Annotated in this window: 18 protein-coding genes; 5 read left to right on the top strand and 13 right to left on the bottom strand. The window is 73.7% G+C overall.

The window, feature by feature from the left end:
- Positions 1 to 35 precede the first annotated feature (35 nt).
- A complete protein-coding gene (locus ACFVU7_RS11355) occupies positions 36 to 836 on the top strand; it encodes an NDP-sugar synthase (RefSeq protein ID WP_388044924.1) in 801 nt (266 codons plus the stop codon).
- 90 nt (positions 837 to 926) lie between these two features.
- Here ACFVU7_RS11355 and ACFVU7_RS11360 read toward each other — a convergent pair whose 3' ends face one another.
- The 7 genes from ACFVU7_RS11360 to ACFVU7_RS11390 all read right to left on the bottom strand — a co-directional run bounded on the left by ACFVU7_RS11360 (position 927) and on the right by ACFVU7_RS11390 (position 7,950).
- Positions 927 to 2,591, bottom strand: a complete 1,665-nt coding sequence (locus ACFVU7_RS11360) for a DoxX family membrane protein (protein ID WP_388044925.1) — start codon at positions 2,589 to 2,591, stop codon at positions 927 to 929.
- Between the two features lie 168 nt (positions 2,592 to 2,759).
- A complete protein-coding gene (gene rlmB / locus ACFVU7_RS11365; protein WP_049657177.1) occupies positions 2,760 to 3,752 on the bottom strand; it encodes a 23S rRNA (guanosine(2251)-2'-O)-methyltransferase RlmB in 993 nt (330 codons plus the stop codon).
- A 137-nt stretch (positions 3,753 to 3,889) separates the two neighbouring features.
- Complete coding sequence (gene cysS / locus ACFVU7_RS11370) at positions 3,890 to 5,284, bottom strand: cysteine--tRNA ligase (protein ID WP_049657179.1); 1,395 nt, start codon at positions 5,282 to 5,284, stop codon at positions 3,890 to 3,892.
- Between the two features lie 95 nt (positions 5,285 to 5,379).
- Positions 5,380 to 5,772, bottom strand: coding sequence for a PPOX class F420-dependent oxidoreductase (locus ACFVU7_RS11375; protein ID WP_049657181.1), 393 nt, complete (start codon positions 5,770 to 5,772; stop codon positions 5,380 to 5,382).
- Between the two features lie 141 nt (positions 5,773 to 5,913).
- A complete protein-coding gene (gene ispF / locus ACFVU7_RS11380; RefSeq protein ID WP_388044926.1) occupies positions 5,914 to 6,414 on the bottom strand; it encodes a 2-C-methyl-D-erythritol 2,4-cyclodiphosphate synthase in 501 nt (166 codons plus the stop codon).
- A complete protein-coding gene (ispD, locus tag ACFVU7_RS11385) occupies positions 6,404 to 7,159 on the bottom strand; it encodes a 2-C-methyl-D-erythritol 4-phosphate cytidylyltransferase (RefSeq protein ID WP_074001725.1) in 756 nt (251 codons plus the stop codon). Before ispD ends, ispF begins: the two co-directional genes overlap by 11 nt.
- 308 nt (positions 7,160 to 7,467) lie before the next feature.
- Positions 7,468 to 7,950 (bottom strand): CarD family transcriptional regulator, encoded by a 483-nt coding sequence (locus ACFVU7_RS11390; protein ID WP_014136563.1) that lies wholly within the window; start codon positions 7,948 to 7,950, stop codon positions 7,468 to 7,470.
- A gap of 450 nt (positions 7,951 to 8,400) precedes the next feature.
- On the opposite strand from ACFVU7_RS11390, the gene ACFVU7_RS11395 reads away from it, so the two are divergent.
- Positions 8,401 to 9,084 (top strand): hypothetical protein, encoded by a 684-nt coding sequence (locus tag ACFVU7_RS11395; protein WP_074001726.1) that lies wholly within the window; start codon positions 8,401 to 8,403, stop codon positions 9,082 to 9,084.
- 102 nt (positions 9,085 to 9,186) lie between these two features.
- Here ACFVU7_RS11395 and ACFVU7_RS11400 read toward each other — a convergent pair whose 3' ends face one another.
- Positions 9,187 to 9,882, bottom strand: coding sequence for a response regulator transcription factor (locus tag ACFVU7_RS11400; protein ID WP_031069385.1), 696 nt, complete (start codon positions 9,880 to 9,882; stop codon positions 9,187 to 9,189).
- A 2-nt stretch (positions 9,883 to 9,884) separates the two neighbouring features.
- Positions 9,885 to 11,312, bottom strand: a complete 1,428-nt coding sequence (locus tag ACFVU7_RS11405; protein WP_079271956.1) for a cell wall metabolism sensor histidine kinase WalK — start codon at positions 11,310 to 11,312, stop codon at positions 9,885 to 9,887.
- Between the two features lie 306 nt (positions 11,313 to 11,618).
- Between ACFVU7_RS11405 and phoU the strand changes: the two genes are divergently transcribed.
- Together phoU and ACFVU7_RS11415 are read left to right on the top strand one after the other, a co-directional pair.
- Positions 11,619 to 12,308, top strand: a complete 690-nt coding sequence (gene phoU, locus ACFVU7_RS11410; protein WP_049657907.1) for a phosphate signaling complex protein PhoU — start codon at positions 11,619 to 11,621, stop codon at positions 12,306 to 12,308.
- Between the two features lie 194 nt (positions 12,309 to 12,502).
- A complete protein-coding gene (locus tag ACFVU7_RS11415; RefSeq protein WP_049657904.1) occupies positions 12,503 to 12,682 on the top strand; it encodes a hypothetical protein in 180 nt (59 codons plus the stop codon).
- 108 nt (positions 12,683 to 12,790) lie between these two features.
- On the opposite strand, the gene ACFVU7_RS11420 is transcribed toward ACFVU7_RS11415, so the two are convergent.
- A complete protein-coding gene (locus ACFVU7_RS11420) occupies positions 12,791 to 13,387 on the bottom strand; it encodes a lytic polysaccharide monooxygenase (RefSeq protein ID WP_388044927.1) in 597 nt (198 codons plus the stop codon).
- A gap of 276 nt (positions 13,388 to 13,663) precedes the next feature.
- Positions 13,664 to 14,422 (bottom strand): phosphoglyceromutase, encoded by a 759-nt coding sequence (locus tag ACFVU7_RS11425; RefSeq protein ID WP_049657900.1) that lies wholly within the window; start codon positions 14,420 to 14,422, stop codon positions 13,664 to 13,666.
- A gap of 149 nt (positions 14,423 to 14,571) precedes the next feature.
- Between ACFVU7_RS11425 and ACFVU7_RS11430 the strand changes: the two genes are divergently transcribed.
- On the top strand, positions 14,572 to 15,927 hold the full coding sequence (locus ACFVU7_RS11430) for an MDR family MFS transporter (protein ID WP_388044928.1): 1,356 nt from the start codon (positions 14,572 to 14,574) through the stop codon (positions 15,925 to 15,927).
- A 12-nt stretch (positions 15,928 to 15,939) separates the two neighbouring features.
- Here ACFVU7_RS11430 and ACFVU7_RS11435 read toward each other — a convergent pair whose 3' ends face one another.
- Together ACFVU7_RS11435 and mshA are read right to left on the bottom strand one after the other, a co-directional pair.
- A complete protein-coding gene (locus tag ACFVU7_RS11435) occupies positions 15,940 to 16,503 on the bottom strand; it encodes a YbjN domain-containing protein (protein WP_388044929.1) in 564 nt (187 codons plus the stop codon).
- Between the two features lie 79 nt (positions 16,504 to 16,582).
- Positions 16,583 to 17,953 carry a D-inositol-3-phosphate glycosyltransferase gene (gene mshA, locus ACFVU7_RS11440; RefSeq protein ID WP_369808316.1) on the bottom strand — a complete coding sequence of 457 codons (1,371 nt, stop codon included), beginning with the start codon at positions 17,951 to 17,953 and terminating at the stop codon, positions 16,583 to 16,585.
- Positions 17,954 to 18,027 lie beyond the last annotated feature (74 nt).

Raw genomic sequence — 18,027 nt, forward strand, 5'->3', positions numbered from 1 at the left:
GCGGACGCCCCCGTCCGCCGCCTTATTGTTCAGGCATGACCGCTGACTCCGGCCCCACCGCCGACCTCCCGTCCGCCCGGCCCCCGCAGCCCCACCCGCCGCGGCCGACCACGACGCCCGTCACCCAGGCCGTCATCCTGGCCGGCGGCCAGGGCTCCCGGTTGCGCCCCTACACGGACGACCGCCCGAAGCCGCTGGTCGAGATCCCCGGGACGGGCACACCGATCCTCGGCCACCAGCTGGCCTGGCTGGCCGAGGAGGGCGTCACCGACGTCGTGGTCTCCTGCGGGCACCTCGCCGACGTGCTGGAGGAGTGGCTGGACAAGGCGGACCTGCCGCTGCGGGTGCGCACGGTGGTCGAGGCGGAGCCGCTCGGGCGCGGCGGCGGGCTCAAGTACGCGGCCAAGGCGCTGCCCCGCCCGGACGAGCCCTGGTACGCCACCAACGGCGACATCTGGACCCGGTTCAGCCTGCGCGAGATGGCCGCCTTCCACCACGAGCGGGACGCCGTCGCGACGCTCGCGCTGGCCCGGCCGCGGATCCCCTGGGGCGCGGTGGAGACCGACCAGTTCGGCAACGTGCTGGACTTCATCGAGGCGCCGCCCTCGCCCTTCCTGATCAACGCCGGCCTGTACGTGTTCAGCCCCGAGTTCGCCGAGCTGCTGCCGGACGTGGGCGACCACGAGCGCACCACCTTCCCCCAGCTCGCCCGCGGCAAGCGGCTGGCGGGCTACCAGCTGCCGCAGGGCGTGTACTGGCGGGCCATCGACACCGCCAAGGACCTCACCGAGGCGGCCAAGGAGCTCGCCTCCGGCGCCAGCCGGTCCCCCAGGTAACCAGCGGGCCGCGAGCCGTACGACCGCCCGCGGACACGCGTCGGCCGGGTGCTCCCCGCGGAGCACCCGGCCGACCGCCGTCACGAGGCCTCAGGTCGCGGTCGGCACCCCCGGGTGGGAGGTCCGGCCGCCGGAGAGGTCGGCCAGCGGCGCGCTGCCCAACACCCCGCCGAGCAGCCCGCCGGAGCTCGGGCTGGACTTGGCCGCCGGCCCCGAGCCGCCGGTGCCCGGGGTGCCGCGCGAGGCGGGGGCGGTGCCGCCGGAGCCGCCGGACGGGGCGGGCGCGGCCGGGGAGGAGCCCGACCCGGCCTCCGGCTTGCCCGAGTGCGCCTTGCCGCTCGGCGTCGGGGTGGCCGGCTTGGTGGACGGCGTGGCGGCCGGGGTGGTCGCGCTCGGCGTCGGGGTGGCCGGGTGCGGGGCCGCGGGTTGGGGCGTGGTGGACGTGCCCTTGCCGCCGGGGGCGCCGGACGGGCTGCCGGACGGCCAGACCGGGGTGCCGTAGTCGGTGGCCGGACGGTCCGGCGCCTGGTGCGCCCGGGCGCCGGTACGGACGGCGGCGCCGAGCATCGAGCCGAGCAGCAGGGTCAGGCCGACGACGACCGTGGTGACCACGGTGCCGCGGCGCAGCACCCGGCGGCGCAGCGCCCCGGGCGCGTCCGCGCCGTACCGGCGCCAGGCCTCCAGGCTGAGCCGCCCGTCCAGCGAGGCGAACGGCGCCCCGGCGATCAGCAGCGGGCTCCACGCCGCGAGGAAGATCAGGTCCGGGGTGTCGTAGACCGGGACGGCCCGCCAGCTGACGGTGAACAGCAGCGCGGCGGAGAGCGCCATCGCGGCGCCGGCGGCGAGCCGCTGCCAGAGGCCGAGGACGGTCAGCACGCCGACCACGATCTGGGTGAACGACACCACCAGGCCGGCGCCCACCGGGTGCGCCATGGCGAAGGCCAGCAGCGGTTCGGCGACCTTCCAGGGGTGCAGCGAGGAGAGCCAGCGCATCATCGAGCCGCGCTCGCCGCCGTCGAAGTACACCGGGTCGCAGAGCTTGCTGAACCCGGCGTAGACGGAGAGCGAGCCGAGGACGGCGCGCAGCGGCAGCAGCACCAGGCCGAGGTCGACCCGGCGGCCCGGGTACCAGGGCTGCCTGCCCGCGGCGTCGACGGCGGAGACCTCGGGCAGTTCCCCGCTCGGGGTCCAGCCGTGCGGCTCGCCGACCGGGCCGACGCCCGCGTCGGTGGCGGTGCCGGCGCCCTCGCGGGGCTGGCGCGGGAGGGTGCGGGCGCCCGCGAGGGAGGGGAGCGCCTGGGTGTCCGCCTCGATCAGGCGGACGCCGCCGGCCGGGGTGCCGCCGGGGCGCACCGCCTCCAACAGCCGGGTGGCCGCGAGGTCCCCTGGGGGCGCCTGGCCGGTCCAGGTGACGGCGGTGACCCGGCCCTTGCGGCGCGGTGCGCCGCCGACCCCGGCCCCGGCCAGCGCCGGGACGGCGGAGGAGGGCACGACGACCTGCGGGGTGACCAGCGGACGGCGGATCAGGCCCTGGTTGGCGTACGGGTCGCCGAATGCGGCACCGGTGGACAGCAGTCCGGCCGGGGCATCGATCAGCGGCGCCACCGGGCCGCCGAGCCGGAGCCGGAAGCTCGCCTGGGTGCTGCTGAGCCGCGAAGGGTCCGACTCCACCTTGACGGTGTTGAGGCCGGGGCCCGCGTCTATCCCGGTGCTGCCGTCGCCGAACAGGGGGCGCCGAGGTGTTCTGGTGTCCACGCCCGTCTAACCGGGTGACGCCCGCTTAGGACACTCTCCCGGGTGGATGTCCGGCGCACACTTGAAGTGATCATGAAAAAAGCGATCGGGCCCGGTCGGGGCCCGATCGCCTTCACTCGGATTGCGGGGAATTCGGAAGATCTCCTGCGCGCCGCGACCCGGCCGTGCTCAGCGCTTGGCGCGCAGTCGCGCGGCCTCGTACAGCACGATGCCCGCCGCGACACCGGCGTTCAGCGACTCGGTCAGGCCGGACATCGGGATCCGGACCCGCATGTCGCAGGTCTCCGAGACCAGCCGGGACAGGCCCTTGCCCTCGCTGCCCGCGACGATCACGACCGGACCGGTCAGCAGCTCCAGGTCGCCGATCTCGGCCTCGCCGTCGGCGGCCAGGCCGACCACCATCAGACCGGCCTTCTGGTAGGCCTCCAGGGTGCGGGTCATGTTGGTGGCCCGGGCGACGGGCAGCCGGGCCGCGGCGCCGGAGGAGGTCTTCCAGGCACCGGCGGTCATACCGGCCGCGCGGCGCTCGGGGATGACCACGCCGTGCGCGCCGAAGGCGGCGGCCGAGCGGACCACGGCGCCCAGGTTGCGCGAGTCGGTCACGCCGTCCAGCGCGATGATCAGCGCGTCCTGGCCGGCGTCGGCGGCGTCGACCAGCAGGTCGTCGGGGTGCGCGTACTCGTACGGCGGCACCTGGAGCACCAGGCCCTGGTGGTTCATCCCGCCGGTCATCTGGTCCAGCTGGGGCCGCGGGGCCTCCATCAGCGGGATGCCGCGGTCGTTGGCGGCCTGGAAGGCGTCGCGGACCCGGTCGTCGGTGTCGATGAACTGCTGGACGTACAGCGCGTTGGCCGGGACGTCGCCCTGCAGGGCCTCGACCACCGAGTTGCGGCCGAAGACCAGCTCGGCGCTGCCCGCACCGCCGCGGCCACCGCGGCCGCCGCCGCCGGCCCGGCGCATGCCGGCCCGGGCCTTGGCGTCCCGCTCGCGCTTGATCGCGGCGTTGGCGGCGCGCTGCTTCGGGTGGCCCTTGCGCTCCGCACCGGGCGGCGTCGGGCCCTTGCCCTGGAGCGCCTTCCGGCTGTGGCCGCCGGTACCGACAGACGCGCCCTTCTTCGATCCGGGGTTGCGACGGTTCCTGCGTGCACTGTTGCCGGCCATGGCTGTACTTCCTGTCTGTCCGGCATGCCCCGGCCGTCCCGGTCTGCCCGGTGGCGGCCGACGGCATGCGCTACGTCATGCGGGAGGGCCGCACCGGTCCGGTACGGCCCACCCATCACCCCGATCGTCGGATGGGGTTACTGGCTGTTGATCGTCCAGCGCGGGCCGGACGGGGTGTCCTCGATGGCCAGCCCGGCGAGGCCGAGCTGGTCGCGGATGGCGTCCGCGGTGGCGAAGTCCTTGCGCTCGCGCGCGGCCTGCCGCTGGTCCAGGACCAGACGGACCAACGAGTCGACCACTCCGTGGAGGTCCTCGCCGCGCTCCGTCCCGGCCCAGTGCGGGTCGAGCGGGTCGAGGCCCAGTACACCGAGCATCGCACGGACCTCGGCCAGTCGCGCCACCACGCTCTCCTTGTCGTCCGCGTTCAGGGCGCTGTTGCCCTGGCGGACGGCGGTGTGCACGACGGCCAGCGCCTGCGGCACGCCGAAGTCGTCGTCCATCGCCTCGGCGAAGGCCGGCGGCACCTCGGGCGCCGCGTCGACCGTGCCGCAGCGCTCGACGGCGCGCTGGATGAAGCCCTCGATCCGGCCGAAGCCGGCCTCGGCCTCGCGCAGCGACTCCTCGCTGTACTCGATCATCGAGCGGTAGTGCGGAGCCGCCAGGTAGTAGCGGAGCACGATCGGCCGCCACGCCCGGACCATCTCGGAGACCAGCACCGAGTTGCCCAGCGACTTGCTCATCTTCTCGCCGGCCATGGTGACCCAGGCGTTGTGCACCCAGAAGCCGGCGAAGTCGTCGCCGTAGGCCTTGGACTGGGCGATCTCGTTCTCGTGGTGCGGGAAGATCAGGTCCAGCCCGCCGCCGTGGATGTCGAAGGCCGCGCCCAGGTACTTGTGGGCCATCGCCGAGCACTCCAGGTGCCAGCCCGGACGGCCGCGGCCCCACGGGGTCTCCCAGCTCGGCTCGCCCGGCTTGGCGGCCTTCCACATCGCGAAGTCGCGCTGGTCCCGCTTGCCGGTCTCGCCCTCGCCCTCGGGCTGGCGCAGGTCGTCCAGCTTCTGGTTGGAGAGCGCCAGGTAGTCGGGGTACGACCGCACGTCGAAGTAGACGTTGCCGTCGGCCGCGTAGGCGTGGCCCTTCTCGATGAGCCCCTGCATCATCGCGATCATCTCGGGGATGTGCCCGGTGGCCCGCGGCTCGACCGTCGGCCGCAGGCAGCCGAGCGCGTCGTAGCCGTCGTTGAAGGCGCGCTCGTTCTCGTAGGCGATCTGCCACCACGGCGTGCCGAGCTCGCGCTCCTTGGCGATGATCTTGTCGTCGATGTCGGTGACGTTCCGGGCGAAGGTCACCTGGTAGCCGCGGTAGGCGAACCACCGCTGCATGAGGTCGAAGTTGAGGTACGACCGGATGTGCCCGATGTGTGGCGCCGACTGAACGGTAGCGCCGCACAGGTAGATCGAGACACAACCCGGTACAAGCGGGACGAAGTCGCGTACCTGGCGGGTGCTGGTGTCGTACAGACGAATGCTCACAGCGTCAAGCGTAGTGGGCACCGGGGGGTGCCCCGCCACATTCCCCGGGACAACGGGGGCGTGATCCCGGGGAAACGGCGGGACGCGGACGGGACTCAGATGTTGCCGAGCACCTTGTCCGGGGAGATCCGGACGACCACCCGGACCGCCTCCGGGCCGTCGAAGGTGTAGTCCTTGCCCAGGTACTTGCGGGACAGCTCGTCGATCAGCTCCCGGCCGCCCTCGGTGGTCAGCGTCGCCTCGCCGCGCGCCTCGAAGTACTCGTACGGGTTGTCCTTGTCGTTGATGACGAGGGACACCCTCGGGTCCCTGACCAGGTTGAGGTGCTTCCGGCGGCCCTCGACGGTGGAGAACAGGATGTCGTCGCCGTCCCGCTTGACCCAGACCACGGAGGCCTGCGGGCCCCCGTCGGGCTGGATGGTGGAGACCACGGCGAAGCTCGTGCTGTCGAGCAGTTCCTTGACCTTGTCCGCAAGTTCGACACCCATCGGAAACCCCTTCACGTCGGTGTTCGGCCCGAGCGGAAGCCCCGTCCGGGCCCGAGCCGAACACTAGCGACTCGGGCCCCGGGAACACCCGGTGAACACCCGTCAGGTCCGGGTTGTTCCCGACCGCTCACCGCGACCGGCTCAACGCCGCTCGTACACCAGGGCGGTGGCGATCGCGGCCAGGCCCTCGGCCCGGCCGGTCAGCCCCAGCCCGTCGGTGGTGGTGCCGGAGACGGACACCGGGGCGCCGACCGCCTCGGACAGCGCGGCCTGCGCCTCGGCCCGCCGCTTGCCGATCTTCGGCCGCACGCCGATCACCTGGACCGCCACGTTGCCGATCTCGAAGCCCGCCTCGCGGACCAGCCGGGCCGCCTCGCCGAGCAGGTTCGTCCCGGACGCGCCGGCCCACTCCGGCCGGTCGGTGCCGAAGTGGGCGCCCAGGTCGCCGATCCCGGCGGCCGAGAACAGCGCGTCGCAGGCGGCGTGCGCGGCGACGTCGGCGTCCGAGTGCCCGGAGAGGCCGACCTCGGCGTCCGGCCAGTCCAGCCCGGCCACCCGGAGCGGGCGGCCGGCCTCGAAGGCGTGCACGTCGGTGCCGATCCCCACGCGGGGGATCACGGGGGTCTGCGGGTCAGTAGGCATCGGCGGCCCTCCTGCGGGCGAGTACGGCCTCGGCGAGCACGAGGTCCAGTGGACGGGTGACCTTGAACGCCTCCTCGTGGCCGGGCACCACGACGACCCGGCCGCCGTAGCGCTCCACCAGGCCGGCGTCGTCGGTGACCGGGGGCGCGTCGGCGGTGCCCGCACTCTCCTCGGCCAGCGCCTTGGCGTGCACCTCGACCAGGGTGGCGCGGTCGAAGCCCTGCGGGGTCTGCACCGCGCGCAGGGTGGCGCGCTCGGGCGTGTCGAGCACCGGCTCGGGGCCGCCCGGGTTCGGCTCGACCCGCTTCACCGTGTCGGCCAGCGGCACCGCGGGCACCACCGCCCGCGCCCCGGCCCGGACGGCGGCCGCGACGGCGTCCACCACCTCGACCGGGACCAGCGGGCGGGCCGCGTCGTGCACCAGCACGATCCCGACCTCGTCCGGGATCGCGGCCAGGCCCAGCCGGACCGACTCCTGGCGGGTCGCCCCGCCGGCCACCACCCGGATGTCCTTGTCGTCCAGCCCGTGGCTGTCCAGCAGGGCGACCACCTCGGCCACCCCGTCGGCGGGCGCGGCGACCACGACCAGGCCGACCGCCCGGCTGCGGGCCAGGGCCCGGACGGCGTGCACCAGGAGCGGCACGCCCCCCAGTTCCCGCAGGGCCTTCGGGGCCCCGGGCCCCAGCCGCTCACCCCGTCCGGCGGCGGGCACCACTGCTGCTGCGACTGCTCCTGACGCGTTCAGGTTTCACTCCTTCGGCGAAGTGGGTATGGCCATGGCGTGCCCGGCGGGCGCACCGGGCCCCTTCCGAAGAACCACGGTCCACCGTCCGCCGCACAGCTCCGCAAGTTCCGCGCAACGGTCCCGCGCAAGAACGGGTGCGGAAACGGTCTTGCAGGCCTGGGCCGGCTCGGGCGGGTGGCGTGGTCCGGACATGCCTCAGCGCCCGGAGTGCCACTGCACCACTCCCGGACGGTTCGTCCGAGGAGTGGCGCGCCGGCACCGGGCGCTGTGAGCGTTGGGCGGCAGCCCGACCGCACTGCGGTGGCGCGCTACGAGGCGAGGACCTCGTCGAGCAGCGTCTCCGCCTTGTCCTCGTTGGTGTTCTCCGCCAGCGCGAGCTCGCTGACGAGGATCTGGCGCGCCTTCGCGAGCATCCGCTTCTCGCCGGCCGAGAGGCCGCGCTCGCGCTCGCGGCGCCACAGGTCGCGGACGACCTCGGCGACCTTGATGACATCACCCGAGGCGAGCTTCTCCAGGTTCGCCTTGTAGCGACGGGACCAGTTGGTCGGCTCTTCCGTGTACGGTGCCCGCAGCACCTCGAAGACCCGGTCCAGACCCTCCTGGCCGACTACATCGCGCACACCGACGAACTCCGCGTTCTCGGCGGGCACGCGGAGCGTCAGGTCTCCCTGCTGCACCTTGAGCACCAGGTAGGTCTTGTCCACACCTTTGATCTGGCGAGTTTCGATGGCCTCGATCAGCGCGGCCCCGTGATGGGGGTAGACCACCGTGTCGCCAACCTTGAACGTCATGTGACAGGACCCCTTCCGTGGCTTTCCAGAATAACACGCTTCTCGGCCCACCCGAAGGGCGTTTTCGCAGGTCAGGGCCGGTCTCGGGGCTTGACAAGGACCCCCATGACGTGCTGCGACCGGTGTTCGAGAGGGGCTTCCCGCAGGTCGGAGGCGGTTCCGGGGTTCGACGAAACCCTTGCGCAACACCCCCGCAACCATGATTGGATCTTGAGCTTTCACCCCTTTTCGAGTCGCGGCCGAATCGTTATTCGATCTTGGTCGAACCTTGTCCTCCGCGTGACCCGGACATGTCGACGTACCGCCGGACGCACCCCCGGCGTACGGCCGGACGGCCCCCGGCGGCCCCCGGGAGTGCGACACGGGGACCACCCCGTGAGGAGCGCATAAGCGAGGTCGATAATCTGAGACCTGACCACCCGACACGTGACCTAGGGAGAAGCCGCCGCCGTGAGCCGCAGCCTTCGACGCGGCAGCATCGCCGCCCTCGCCGCCATCGCCATCGCCTCGCTGTCCTCCTGCGCCGCCGGCAACACGCCGGACACCCTGCAGATCAAGCCGGACAACGCGGCGGCGACCCTCGGAACGAACCTCCGGCTGAACAACATCGTGGTCGTCACCGGGGAGGGCGCCTCGGGCGACCACACCGGTCCCGCCAACGTGGTCGTGAACATCGCGAACACCGCGGACGCCCCGGCCGAGCTCCAGTCCGTCACCGTCGGCGGTGCCGCCACCACCTTCGCGGACGCCGCCGGCGCGCCGCTGTCCGGCATCGTCGTCCCGGCCCGCGGCGCGGTGGTGATCGGCGGCCAGGGCAACCCGTCCGCCACCGCCGCCTCCGCGACCGTCCACGTCGGCGGCTTCGCCCCGACCGTGTTCACCTTCAAGGACGGCCAGAAGGTCGAGGCCCAGGCCGCCGTGAGCCCGGACTCGGGCGCAGACGGCCGCGGCCTGTACAAGGGCTTCGGTCCGACCCCGTCGCCGACCGCGACCCCGGCCAAGACCACCACCCCCGGTGCCGCCACCCCCGGTGCCACCGCTCCGGCCCCCGGCGCCACCACCCCGGGCGCGCCGGCCACCGGTGCCGCCGTCCCGGCCGGCACCACCGCCCCGGCCGTCCCGGCCGCGCACTGACGCCGCACCCCGCCCCCGGCGGGCCCTCCAGGGCCCGCCGGAGCGACGCGAAGGCCCCCTCCGGCTGCTGCCGGCGGGGGCCTTCCGCGTGGTGGGGACGGTTTACGGCTCGAACTTGTAGCCCAGGCCGCGGACGGTGACCAGGTAGCGCGGCGCGCCCGGGTCCGGCTCGATCTTGGCCCGCAGGCGCTTCACGTGGACGTCCAGGGTCTTGGTGTCGCCGACGTAGTCCGCGCCCCAGACCCGGTCGATCAGCTGCATCCGGGTGAGCACCCGGCCCGCGTTGCGCAGCAGCATCTCCAGCAGGTCGAACTCCTTGAGCGGCAGGTCGACCTTGGCGCCGTCCACGGTCACCACGTGGCGGTCCACGTCCATCCGGACCGGGCCCGCCTCCAGGGCGCCCGGGCCGCCGCCGTTGTCGCCCGCGCCGCCGTCCTCGCCGCGGCGGCGCAGCACCGCGCGGATCCGCGCGACCAGCTCGCGGGTGGAGTACGGCTTGGTGACGTAGTCGTCAGCGCCTATCTCCAGACCGACGACCTTGTCGATCTCGCTGTCCTTCGCGGTCACCATGATCACCGGGACGTTGGAACGCACCCGGAGCTGGCGGCAGACCTCGGTGCCGGGCAGGCCCGGCAGCATCAGGTCGAGCAGGACGAGGTCGGCGCCGTTCCGTTCGAACTGCTCCAGGGCGTCGGGGCCGGTGGCGGCCACGGCCACCTCGAAGCCCTCCTTGCGGAGCATGTACGAGAGGGCGTCGCTGAACGACTCCTCGTCCTCGACCACCAGTACTCGGGTCACGATCAGGCCTCCGGGGCAAGCTGCGGGGTTGTGTCTGACAGGTGTGGTGCCCGCTCCCCGGTGGGGAGCGAACGGTCCGTGCGGGGCGCGCGGGGAGCGCGGTCCGTCCGGTCCGTGGTGAGGGTTCGGGGTGCGGCGGCGGGGCCGCCGTCCGGCGTGTGGTCCGGCTCGTCGCCGAACTCGTCGTCGAACGCGTCGTCGGGCTCGTCCTCCGTGGGTGCCTGCCCGGCGGGCAGGCGGACGGTGAAGGTCGACCCCTGGCCCTCGACGCTCCACACCGAGACGGTGCCGCCGTGCGAGGCCGCGACGTGCTTGACGATGGACAGGCCCAGGCCGGTGCCGCCGGTCGCCCGGGAGCGGGCGGGGTCGACGCGGTAGAACCGCTCGAAGACCCGCTCGCGGTCCTTCTCGGAGATGCCGATGCCCTGGTCGGTGACCGAGATCTCGATGAGCTCGCCGTCCGCCTCCCCGAGCGCCGCGGCGCTGGAGATCCGCCGGGTGGCGATGGCCACCCGGGTGCGGGGCGGGCTGTAGTTGACGGCGTTCTCGACCAGGTTGCCGAGCGCGGCGGCGAGCTGGCCGCGATTGCCGTGCAGGTAGAGGCCGGCGATGCCGCCCGCCGCGATCAGGATCTGCTTGGCGGCGGCCTGCTGGCGGCAGCGGTCGATCGCCTCGGCGATCAGCTCGTCCACCGCGACCGGCTCCGGGTCGATCATCAGCCGGTCGTCCTGGACCCGGGAGAGGTCGATGATCTCCTGGACCAGGCTGGCCAGCCGGGCCGCCTCGACCTGCATCCGGCCGGCGAAGCGCTGCACCGCCTCCGGGTCGTCGGACGCGTCCACGACCGCCTCGGAGAGCAGCGACAGGGCTCCGACCGGGGTCTTGAGCTCGTGGCTGACGTTGGCCACGAAGTCCCGGCGGACGGCCTCCACCCGGCGGCGCTCGGTCTGGTCCTCGACCAGCACCAGCACCAGCCGGGAGCCCAGCGGGGCGACCCGGACGGAGACCGCGAGCGGCTCGGCCGCGCGGGCCGCGCCCGGCCGGGGCACCTCCAGCTCGACCTGGCGGATCTCGCCGTCCCGGCGGGTGGAGCGGGCCAGCGCGAGCATCTGGTCCACCGCGACGGCACCGCCGCGCACCAGGCCCATCGCGTACGCCGCCGAACTGGCCTTGACCACCTCGTCGCCCTCGCCCAGCACGATCGCGCAGGAGCGGAGCACGGAGAGCACGGTGTCGACCCCGGGCGGCAGCGGCGGCTCGGGGTTTCCGGTACCCAGTGACTGGTACCGGCCGGGGTTCCTGCCGCCGGTTGCGCTGTACCTGCCCTTGGCCTGCTCGCGCTCGCTCCAGCGGAAGGCGATGGAGGCGGTGAGGCCGACACCGAGCCCGGCTATGGCACAGGCAGCGGCGGCGGCCACGTTCACGTCCATGTGGCCAGCGTAAGCGCACAGCCAGGCCAGTCCCCAAGCACCCGATCAAGGCATCGACCACGCGTTGCCGAGAATTCACCTTCAGGTAGCCGCCGATTCACCGGAGCGGCCGTGCACCGTCGCCCAGGCGGCCGAAAGTTGGCCAGGCAGCCCGTGTGGGAGAGATCGGTGTGCCGAACAGCGGCCACCGGCTCGGGTGTGCGCGTACGATGCGCGCCACCAGCAGCGGTCACCCGGACACCGGAACGACGGTCGGACGGGCTGACCGGTCGGCACCGCCACCGACACAGCTACTGAGGAGAGAACATGCGCGACGCGTACCACGAGGAACTCGATGCGATCGGCGACAGCCTGGTCGAGATGGCCCGGCTGGTCGGCTCTGCCATGGGCCGCGCCACCACCGCCCTCCTCGACGCGGACCTCGCCTTGGCGGAGGGTGTGATCGCCGCCGACGAGAAGGTCAACGAGCTCCACCACGACCTGGAGAACCGGGCCATCGACCTCCTCGCCCGCCAGCAGCCGGTCGCCACCGACCTGCGCATCGTCGTCACCTCGCTGCGGATGAGCGCCGACCTGGAGCGCTGCGGCGACCTCGCCCGGCACGTCGCCAAGGTCGCGCGGATGCGCTACCCCGACACCGCCGTGCCGAGCGACCTGCACTCCACCGTCCTGGAGATGGGCCAGCTCGCCCAGCGCCTGGTGGCCAAGGCCGGCCTGGTCATCGCCACCAAGGACGTCGACAAGGCGCTGGAGATGGAGCAGGACGACGACGCGATCGACACCCTGCACCGCGAGCTGCTGTCGCACCTGATCGACGAGCGCTGGCACCACGGGATCGAGACCGCCGTCGACATCACCCTGGTCGGCCGCTACTACGAGCGCTTCGCGGACCACGCGGTGTCGGTCGCCAAGCGCGTGGTGTACCTGGTGACGGGCGAGCACGTGGCCGAGTTCGTGGCCGCCACCGAGGCCGCCGAGGCCGCGCCGGTCGACTGACCTCCGGTCCGGGCGGTGCTTCGTGGCCGCTCCCGGCTCACCCCCCGGGGCGAGTAAACCTGCGACGAGGGTGGTGCGGGCGCACGGCACTCCGTGCGCCCCACCACCGCGCGCCCGTTGACGCTCCGTCCATTCGGCGGCTTCACTCGACGTTGGGGGCACAGGACTGTGCCCGTCACAAGGAGGGAAGCTCGATGAAGGCCCACCCGACCCGACCGGCATCCGCCCACTCCACCGTCGAGCCACCCGCCCCGAAGCTGCTCCCCGTCCTCGCCGCCGGCTGCGGCTGCGGCCCGGGCTGCGGCTGCGGCTGCCAGTCCGGCGCGCCCTGCCAGTGCGGCGGTGCCGACGGCGGCTGCTGCGGCGGCCACTGAGCGCGCCGCCGTCCGAGGACTCCCCGAGGTGCACGGTCTTCCGGCGGCCGTGCACCTCGTTCGCGTCCGTGCCCGTGTCCGCGTCGGGCCGGGCGTCGGGACCGGACGTCAGAACGCGACGTCGGTGCAGGAGTAGAAGGCGTTCCCGGTGTCGGAGATCGTCCAGACCGCGACGACCACCTGGTGGCCGGTGCGCCCGCCCGGGATGGTCGCGGTGTGGCTGAGCGTGCTCGGCACCTGCTGCCCGCCGTACGGGACGGTCAGGAAGGGCGTCAGGTCCAGGTTGGCCCGGGTGACCGGCTGGCTCGCGTCGTAGCCCGGCTTGGTCATGTAGTACCGGAAGTCGGTGGTCGCGTGCCGGGCGGTGAACTTCCAGGTGAAGGTGAGCTGCCCGCCCGCCGTCACCGGCGTGGTCGGCCAGGCGCCCGCGTGCGGGTCGTCCAGCTCGGCGAAGCGCGCGTTGCCGCCGGCGCAGATGGTGCCGTCCGAGGGGCCGAGGGCCGGGAAGCCCTTGGGGCCCTCGACGCTCTGCGGCTCCCACTGGATGTCACCGCAGTCCCACGGGACGTCGTCCACGTGGGTGTCGCAGAGCGCGGCCCGGCTGGGCGGGGTCGTGATCCAGCCGTGGGACGCGGCCGGGAAGGCGAGGGTCAGCGGGATCGCCAGCGCGGCGACGGCCGCCCCGACGATGTGGCGTGTGCGCATGGTGCTCCTCCGTGGGGGTGGATGGAGTGTGCGCCGGGGGCACAGACGCGCGCGCGTGGGGGTGCGGCGGCCCGGACGGGGAGATCCTGGCATGCCTGCGCCAGTCCGGTGCCCTCACGGTAGGAGCCGCCGACTGCGGCCGTCAATGGTCTGAACCATTTTCCCACCTACCCAACTCCCCCACCAGGCAAGCGGGTTGACCCCGAACCGACCGAAAACGAACGAAGGCCCCGCCGCCCGGTCGGACCGGGTGGCGGGGCCGTAGCGGCAAGCGGCCTACTTCTTGCCCTGGTTCTTGACCGCCTCGATGGCGGCCGCGGCGGCGTCCGGGTCGAGGTAGCGGCCGCCCGGGGTGACGGGCTTGAAGTCGGCGTCCAGCTCGTAGACCAGCGGGATGCCGGTCGGGATGTTCAGGCCGGCGATGGCCTCGTCGGAGATGCCGTCGAGGTGCTTGACCAGCGCGCGCAGGCTGTTGCCGTGGGCGGTGACCAGGACGGTCCGGCCGGCGGCGAGGTCCGGGACGATGGCGTCGTACCAGTACGGCAGCATCCGGTCGACGACGTCCTTCAGGCACTCGGTGCGCGGACGCAGCTCGCTCGGGATGTCGGCGTAGCGCGCGTCACCGGCCTGCGAGTACTCGGCGTCGTCGGCCAGCACCGGCGGCGGGGTGTCGTACGAGCGGCGCCACAGCTGGAACTGCTCCTCGCCGAACTCGGCCAGGGTCTGGGCCTTGTCCTTGCCCTGGAGCGCGCCGTAGTGGCGCTCGTTCAGCCGCCAGCTGCGGCTGACCGGGATCCAGTGCCGGTCGGCCTTGTCCAGGGCGATCTGGGAGGTGCGGATGGCGCGGCGCAGCAGCGAGGTGTGCAGCACGTCGGGGAGCAGACCCTCGGCGGCCAGGAGCTCGCCACCGCGGGCGGCCTCCTTCTCGCCCTTCTCGTTGAGGTCGACATCGACCCAACCGGTGAACAGGTTCTTCTGGTTCCACTGGCTCTCGCCGTGGCGGAGCAGGATGAGTCGGTACGTCGTGTCAGCCATGGCCCCCAGCTTAGTGGGGGGTCGGAAAACCCCTGGTGGGGACCTTCGGCCGATGTGTAATGTGTGCTCCGCGCATCTGACACTTACATGCGTCGGCTGACCGGGCCTGCCGCACCGTTCGGCGGACGCCTGCCCACGGGAGCCCCCACATGCTCGTCGCCCTGGTCGCCAACCCCCGGATCCGAAGACTCGTACAGGAGACCATGGGCGGGCTGCCGCGACAGTTCTGGTGGCTCTGGGTGAGCACGCTGGTGAACAAGCTCGGCGCGTTCGTCGTCACCTTCCTGGCGCTGTATCTGACCGTCGACCGGGGGTACTCGGCCTCCTACGCGGGCCTGGTGGCCTCGCTGTTCGGCCTCGGTTCGGCCGTCGCGGCGATCCTCGCGGGCGTGCTGGCCGACCGGATCGGGCGCCGGCCCACGCTGCTCGCCGCCCAGCTCGGCACCGCGCTGTTCACCGCCGTGCTCGGCTTCGCGGACGGCCAGGTGGCGATCGCCGTGGTGGCCTTCCTGGTGGGCCTGTGCAACAACGCCACCCGGCCGCCCACCTCGGCGATCATCGCCGACCTGGTGCCGGCCGAGGACCGGGTCCGCGCGTACTCGCTGAACTACTGGGCGATCAACATCGGCTTCGGCCTCTCGGCGGCCGTGGCGGGCCTGATCGCCACCCACGGCTACCTCACGCTCTTCCTGCTGGACGCGTTCTCCACCCTGGTCTGCGCGGTGGTGATCTTCATCCGGATCCCGGAGACCAGGCCGCAGGCCGCGCCCGGCCGGGCGGACGGCTCCGCCGAACCGCCGGTCAGCCTGCTCTCGGTGTTCCGGGACGCCCCGTTCATGGCGCTGGTCGGGCTCACCCTGCTGCTCGCGCTGGTCTTCCAGCAGGGCAGCACCACGCTGGCCGTGGACATGGGCGCCTCCGGCATCACCTCCACCGAGTACGGCCTGGTCATCGGCCTGAACGGGCTGCTGATCGTGGTCCTGCAGATCCCGCTGACCCGCTGGATGGAGGGCCGCTCACGGACCGGGCTGCTGATCACCAGCTGTCTGCTCACCGGCTGGGGCTTCGGGCTGGCCGCGCTGGCCGGGTCCTCGGCCTGGCTGTTCGCGCTCTCGGTGGCCGTCTGGACGGTCGGCGAGATCCTCAACACGCCGGTGATGATGGGCCTGGTCGCCGAGCTGGCGCCGACCCACGGGCGCGGCCGCTACCAGGGCGTGCACAGCCTCTCCTGGTCGCTCGCCTCGTTCCTCGGCCCGGCGGGCGGCGGGCTGCTGCTCCAGCACGCGGGGCCGGCGGTGCTCTGGACGGCCTGCGGGGCGGTCGGGACGGTCACCGCGCTCGGGTACGTGGTGCTGGCCCGCCGGACCGGCGCGGCCGGGCGCCGTCGGCCCGTGGCCACGGAGGTCCCGGCGCCCGCGGTGGGGGCTCCGGCGGGCACGGCCACGGCGCCCGCGGCCGCGGAGCCCGCGGCGGAGCCGGCCGGGAAGGCCCCGGCGGGCGCCTGACCGGCCCGCGGGTCAGCCGGCGGCCGGGGTGTCCGGTGCGTCCGGAGTGCCCGGGGCCTCGGCCGAGGCGTCCCGCGGGGCGGCCAGGTGGGCGAAGGCGGCCAGGTTGCGGGTGGACTCCCCGCGCTTGGTCCGCCACTCCCACTCGCGCCGGATCGCGGTGGCGAAGCCCAGCTCCAGCAGGGTGTTGAACGGCTCGTCCGCGTTCTCCAGCACCGTGCCGAGCAGCCGGTCCACGACCTGCGCGGTGAGCGCCTCCAACGGCAGCCGGCCGGCCAGGTAGACGTCGCCGAGCGCGTCGATCGCGTACCCGACGCCGTACAGCCGGGTGTTGCGCTCCAGCAGCCAGCGGTAGACGGCCTCGTGGTTCTCGTCCGGACGGCGGATCACGAAGGCGTTCACCGACAGGGTGTGGTCGCCGACCCGCAGGGCGCAGGTGGTGCTCAGCTTGCGGGTGCCCGGGAGGGCCGCCACCAGCGTGTACGGGTCGGTGGCGGCCGGCTCCCAGGCCACCCCGGCGTCGTCCAGGGCGGCGCGCAGGAGGGTCAGGGCCTCGTCCTTGGTGCGGATTGCCATGGGGGTGACGTTACTCGTCGGTACCGGGCGGGCGCAGCCCCAGGCCGCTCGGCCCCGGGGCTTCCGCCCGGGCTTCCGCTCAGGCCGGTCGGCGACGGACCCCGGCCAGCCGGCCCGCCGGGCGGGCCATGCTCCCGGCGTACACCTCGGCGGTGGTCGCCGCGGCCGTGTCCCAGCCGAAGCGGGACGCGTGCCGGGCCGCCGCCTCGCCGCGCCGGGCCGCGAGGCCCCGGTCGGTGACGTACGGCTCCAGCGCGTACGACCAGTCCAGCGGGTCGTGGCCCTGCACCAGGGTGCCGGTCTCGCCGTCCCGCACCGCGACCGGCAGGCCGCCGACCGAGGCCGCCACCACCGGGGTGCCGCAGGCCTGCGCCTCCAGCGCGACCAGCCCGAAGGACTCGCTGTACGAGGGCATCACCAGCGCCGACGCCGCGCGGTACCAGTCGGCGAGATCCGGCTGGCCGACCGGCGGGTGGAACCGCACCACGTCGCCGATGCCCAGCTGGGCGGCGAGCTTGTGCAGGCTCTCCGGCCGGGCCAGCCCGGTGCCGGACGGCCCGCCGACCACCGGCACCACCAGGCGCTCGCGCAGTTCCGGGCGGCGGCCCAGCAGCGCGGCGACCGCCCGCAGCAGCACGTCCGGGGCCTTCAGCGGCTGGATCCGGCCCGCGAACAGCAGCACCGCGGCGTCCTGCGGCAGGCCCAGCCGGGCCCGCGCGGCGGCGGGCGTCCGCGGCCCGCCGGGGCGGAAGACGTCCAGGTTGACCCCGGGGTGCACGACGGCCAGCTGGTCCGGCCGGGCGGCGTAGTGCAGCGCCAGCTCGGCGGCCTCCTCGGTGGTGTTGGCGATCAGCCGGTCGGCCGCCTCCACCACCTGGGTCTCACCGATCACCCGGGCCGCGGGCTCGGGCGTGTCGCCCTCGGCCAGCGCGGCGTTCTTGACCTTCGCCATGGTGTGCATGGTGTGCACCAGCGGCACCCCCCAGCGCTGCGCGGCCAGCCAGCCGACCTGCCCGGAGAGCCAGTAGTGCGAGTGCACCAGGTCGTAGTGGCCGGGGCGGTGGCCCGCCTCCGTCCGCAGCACCCCGTGGGTGAAGGCGCACAGCTGGGCCGGCAGGTCCTCCTTGACCAGGCCCTCGTACGGACCGGCGGTGACGTGGCGGACCAGCACGCCCGGGGCCAGCTCGACCGTCGGCGCGTCGTCCGAGCAGATCGACCGGGTGAACACCTCGACCTCGATGTTGAGGTCGGCCAGGCGCTTGGCCAGCTCCACGATGTAGACGTTCATCCCGCCGGCGTCCCCGGTGCCGGGCTGGTGCAGCGGCGAGGTGTGGACGCTCAGCATGGCTATCCGGCGCGGGCGGCGGCGGCCGGGGACGAGCGACTGGAGCCGGCCGCGCGCGGGCGCGGCGGGCTGGGCCCGGCGTACCGAACGGACGGGGTGCTGGATCACCTGGCTGAAGCCTCCTCTGTGCGGCCCGTCGAGGCGGTCCGCGCCGGGCCGCCCGTTGTCCGGTGTGCGCT

Source organism: Kitasatospora sp. NPDC058046 (assembly GCF_042885595.1).
Classification (GTDB): Bacteria; Actinomycetota; Actinomycetes; order Streptomycetales; family Streptomycetaceae; genus Kitasatospora.